Annotated in this window: 3 protein-coding genes and 1 pseudogene; 3 read left to right on the forward strand and 1 reads right to left on the reverse strand. The window is 61.8% G+C overall.

Features of this window, described 5'->3' with window-relative positions; genetic code table 11:
• From JQ609_RS34795 to JQ609_RS34805, 3 genes and pseudogenes are all read left to right on the forward strand, one after another.
• A pseudogene (locus JQ609_RS34795) lies at positions 1-270 on the forward strand (N-acetylglucosamine kinase); the annotation flags it as partial.
• Between the two features lie 19 nt (positions 271-289).
• Positions 290-1,234, forward strand: coding sequence for an N-acetylmuramic acid 6-phosphate etherase (locus tag JQ609_RS34800; protein ID WP_212277141.1), 945 nt, complete (start codon positions 290-292; stop codon positions 1,232-1,234).
• An 11-nt stretch (positions 1,235-1,245) separates the two neighbouring features.
• Positions 1,246-2,244, forward strand: a complete 999-nt coding sequence (locus JQ609_RS34805; RefSeq protein ID WP_212277140.1) for an SIS domain-containing protein — start codon at positions 1,246-1,248, stop codon at positions 2,242-2,244.
• Positions 2,245-2,831: 587 nt separating this feature from the next.
• Here JQ609_RS34805 and JQ609_RS35440 read toward each other — a convergent pair.
• On the reverse strand, positions 2,832-4,995 hold a 2,164-nt coding region (locus JQ609_RS35440), incomplete at its 5' end, for an FkbM family methyltransferase (protein WP_249128777.1).

Below are 4,995 nucleotides of genomic sequence, written 5' to 3' on the forward strand. Positions count from 1 at the left end.
GGCGATCCGGTCGGCCGTCGCGTTGTCGAACGCGCGGCGGATGCCATTGGCGATCTGCTTGATCTGTTCCTGGCGAGGGGAATTGATCGGCTCTCGCTGGTAGGCGGGCTCGCGGATGCCATTGCGGCCTGGCTGACGCCCGACCTGCGCGAGCGCCTGAAGCGTCCCGATGCCGATGCTGCTGCCGGCGCGTTGCTGGTGGCGCGCGGGCAGCTTGCCGTGCCCAGAAGGGAAATGGACGATGAACAGGCTGCGAAGTTCCGCGTTTAAGGGAGCATGGAAAAAATACATGGCCACTGAAGAAGTTGACCCGCGCTTTGCCGACCTTGACGGATGGTCGCTGTCTTCCGCGATGGATGCCATGTGGGAGGGCCAGCTTGCGGCGGTCGCAGCGATCGGCCATGCGCTTCCCTCCATTACAGCGGCCACGGAAGCTGCGCAGTCCGCGCTCGGCGATCACGGACGCATTGTATATGTCGGCGCCGGCACTTCCGGCCGGGTGGCCGTCCAGGACGGCGCCGAATTGATGCCGACCTTCGCCTGGCCCAGTGAGCGTGTGCACTTCATCGTCGCCGGCGGCGACAGCGCGTTTGTCACCAGCATCGAGGGCGCGGAGGATGATATCGACGACGCCGTCAGGCAGGTCAATGCCGCACGGCTCACTCCGAACGACGTGGTGATTGCGGTCGCCGCCAGCGGAACAACGCCGTTCACGGTGGCGGCGCTGCAGCAGGCAGGCTCCTGCGGCGCAGTGACGATCGGTGTCGCTAACAATTCCGGCACCGCCCTGCTGGAATCGGCTCGATTTCCGATCCTGGTCGAGACCGGCCCCGAACTGATCGCGGGCTCCACGCGGATGAAAGCGGGAACCGCGCAGAAGATCGTACTCAACCTGATCTCTTCGGGAATCATGCTGCGGTTCGGGCGGGTTTATCGCGGCCTCATGGTGAACATGCAGCCGACCAATGCCAAGTTGAAGCGGCGCGCGGAGGTCATGGTGGCCCAGATCGCGCGGTGCGATCCAGCCCTGGCGGCACGCTCGCTCGGGCAGGCGGAGGGAGATATCAAAACGGCAGTCCTTCTGGCGTTGGGGCTCGACAGGGTCGATGCAGAGACCATTCTGAGAAACTGTGACGGCAACCTTCGGCACGTCTTTGCCGAGCTCACCAAGGATCGTGACCGGCACCCCAAGGGAACGCCGGCGCGCATGCAAGGTGGAGCGGTTGAGTCGTGACGACATCCGCGATGGCGAGCGAAATCGGGGAAAGCCCGGACGTTGTCAGCAAAATTGTTCTTAGCCGCCCAGCCACGCGCGACATCGCACAACGAATTGGGGTTGGCTCCGCCCCCCTATGCGTCGTGTGCGGCCGGGGAAGCTCTGGGCATGCCGGGGTTTTCTTAAGATATCTCGTCGAGACACGACTTCGCCTTCCCGTTTCGGCCAGCGCTCCTTCGGTGATCACGGCATTTCGTACGCCGTTGATGCTGCGCGATGCGCTGTTCATCGTGATCTCGCAATCCGGGCGCAGCCCGGATCTTGTCGCGGCGACCCGGTCGGCGCGCGCCGCGGGCGCACGCACTATCGCCATCGTCAATGCGACGTCGTCGCCGGTGGCTGACGAAGCCGAGTTCGTCATTCCGATCGAAGCCGGCAATGAGCACTCCGTAGCGGCGACCAAGACCGTGATCGGCTCGATGACCGCGGGCGCCGAACTTGTTGCCGAACTGGCGGAAGATCGTGCGCTGCGGTCGGCTCTCGACCGGCTGCCTGGGCGCCTGCACCGCGCACTGACGCTCGACTGGTCCGAGATTGCCTATGATCTCGCCGATGCGTCAGCAGTGTTTGTGGCGGCGCGGGGCCTTGGCTTGGGCTCGGCGCGGGAGATCGCCCTCAAGCTTTCGGAAATCCTGCGCCTGCCTTCCATTGGTCTGAGCGCCGCCGAGTTGCAGCATGGGCCGCGCGCCGCGCTATCATCGCGCACGCCGGTCGTCTTGATGCGCCTGATGGATGAAACCGCGGCCACCGTGGACGCGCTGGCAGAAGAATTGCGTGAGCAAAAGATCGCGCTGCATCTGTGCGGCGGACCGCGTGGCTCGCTGCCCTGGTTGTCCGAGGATGACCCCGCTACGGACCCGATCACCATGCTCATTCCAGCCTATCGGATGATCGAGCAGACGGCACGCACCTACGGATTTGACCCCGATCGCCCCCCTCGCCTGAGCAAAATTACCGAGACGTTTTGACTGATCGCGGGCTTGTGAAGCTGAAGCACCAGCGCCAGTTCCACATCAGGAGTGATCTCACCGGACGCAACAAACGAACCGGCCTCCGCTACGTCGGAAGAGGACCAGCGGCGAGTAGTTCGTCGACCATTCCCGCCGCGCTAAGCCCTACGACGGCATTAAGGAACGTCAGCTGTGACCAGGACTTCGACTTGAGGCGTTGTGTAGAGGTACCGGAGAGCGCCCGGACGGCTATCCCAGCAAAGAAGCCGACCTCATTTGCTGCTTTTTCAACATCGCAGGGCTGCAACGCCGTAGCCCGGGACGGCTTACGTCATACCCAGAGCGGCCATTAACATGCACGTCAAACAAATGCCGCTAAGGCTCAAGCCAACTATTCTAGCTGTTGCGCGATCTTCCATGATCCGTCTCCTCCTGAAATAAGCGTTGAGAGAGGTCATTCGTTCCAGCGCCTCGTTGGCCGCCCGCTGAACCTTTTACACTGTCGTTCGGGTCGAACTGAAACATTAAGCGGGAACTCCGAACCATATCGCGACTATGACGCACACGAACATCACAAGCTGCGCGTCATGATGAAACCTACGGCTCTACCCCGGTGATGACGCGAGAATACGAGCTTCCCAGGAGGAGCTCGACGTCGCAAGCACGTTGTAGCCGCGGTCGACGGCCTTCTTGATGCGGTCGAGTGGCGATGTGTTCTTTAGGTGGATATAGCGTCCTGCATCGGGATCGTAGCAGAACAGTTGCAAGTCGGTGTGGTTCAGAATGTGCGCGGAGACCGTGTGGAGCGGATCGCTGCCGTGGTCTTCGCAGATCACCACGCAATCAGTTCTGAGCAACCGCGCCCCTCCGATCATGGCACCGATTTCAAGGCCCTCGACATCGAGCTTCAACACAAGGCGCATTGTGGACAGATCCATTCGGTCCATCAGGTCGTCCAGTGATACCATCGGGACCGCCTCGCCGCCCTCCACATGGTCGGCGATCAACATCGATGCGTGCTTGCGGCCCGAAAGGTAGGCAGTTCCTGATTTCTCGCCGATCGCGCTTTTGAGTGTCTCGAAACGGTCGCCGTTTAGAACAGCGTTCCGGCGTAAGTAAGCGTAGTTAGAAGAGGAAGGCTCGATAGCGATAGCGCGTTGGGAACCATAGCGACGGCTCGACACCATCGTCGACCAGTAACCATAGTTGGCGCCACAATCGAGCAGCACGTAGTCGGTGTTGGAGATGCCGCGCAGGAACACGTCGATGTCGAGCTCATAGACGTACTTGCGATCGAGGATCGTGCTCCAGTATTCGTCACCGAATGGAAACGCGAACATTGCATCTTCGTTGAGGCGGACGTACACGTCCCGGTTCGGCACCATCGGACGCAATGCCCGGCAGCCGACGCCGAACCCGCGGTGGGTCCATGATGAGGAGATGCGCGCACCCGTCTGGAAGGCCATGATGAGGGCCTTTTCACGAATGCTGGCATCCTCAACGGCGCCAGTGGCCCGGTCGAACGCGAGTCGGCCGGTCGGCGACGTATGCGATTCCATGGCGGAGGGGGCGCCCTCAACCAGAACGTCAATTCTTTGCCGCAGGTGATCAACCAGATGTTCAGCGCCGACAGTCAGGCAGCCATGATGTCCCCATGGCACCTGGGCTACGTCGAGTTGAGAGCTGAGATGCCGCCACGCCCGACCGTCGTGTTCAGCCGCGTAAAAAGCCACCGGGACGTCGAGCGGTGCCGGAAGATATTGCGACATTGCCAATGAATAGGCTTGCCACAGCTGCGGCGGAATCTCGAACTCGGCGGTCGTAATCGGCGCGCTCATCGACGCCTTGGAGCGACGCTCCAGCTCCGCCATTTTTTCAAATGTCCAGCGCAGTGCGTAAGGCGAAACCAGGGGCTTCATCAGCCCGATGATCGCCCGCGGCACCGGACGGGCACTGACGGTCGGCGGGTCGACCATCGCAACCATATCAACCCGGTGGCCGGCGGCCATCAGCAGGCGGGCTGTTTCAAACGCCACCATGGCTCCGTTGCATTTGCCGCCCAGGAGGAAAGGACCGCTGCTCTGCCTCTCCAGAATAAGCGGCAGGCGATCGGCGGCCATCTGCTCGATCGACGGCGGAATCCGCTCCCCACGAAGACCATGGGGATCGATCGAGATGATCGGGTAATCGGGCCCGAAAAGCTCCATCATCCGCCGCACACCCAAGTGGCCGCTGACAAGGTCACCGTTGAAAAAGAACAGCGGAGGCCGATCACCGCCGGGACCGAACTGGAAGAACGGCGTCGCCGGGGTGCCTATTTGCAAGGCGATTTTGGGGGCAAGTTGGCGGATGGTTTCTGCCCCGTACAGAATCGATTCCGGTACGGGGTAGCCGATGAGCCGCTCGACCTCGATGAGCATTTCCATCGCCAGAAGGGAGTCACCACCGCTGACGAAAAAATCATCATCGACCGTCACAGTCTCGGACTTGAGCAGCCTCCGCCACAGGGTCAGCAATTCGGCTTCCAGATCCAATGGCCCTTTGTTCGCAGCAGGCACGGGCATCGCGCCCTGATCATCCAATAGCCCGTCGAACGACTCGCGCAGCCGTCGCCGCTGAACCTTTCCCGTCACGCCCTTTGGCAGTTGGTCGAGGATCAGAATGCGCCGCGGAATCTTGAACGAGGTCAACTCGCGTTGCAGGAACTGGCGAAGCTCCGCAGGTGTCGCCTGCGCACCAGGATGGGGAACGATGGCGGCTGCGACGTCC

It is taken from the genome of Bradyrhizobium sp. AUGA SZCCT0169 (genome assembly GCF_018130085.1).
Lineage (GTDB): Bacteria > Pseudomonadota > Alphaproteobacteria > Rhizobiales > Xanthobacteraceae > Bradyrhizobium.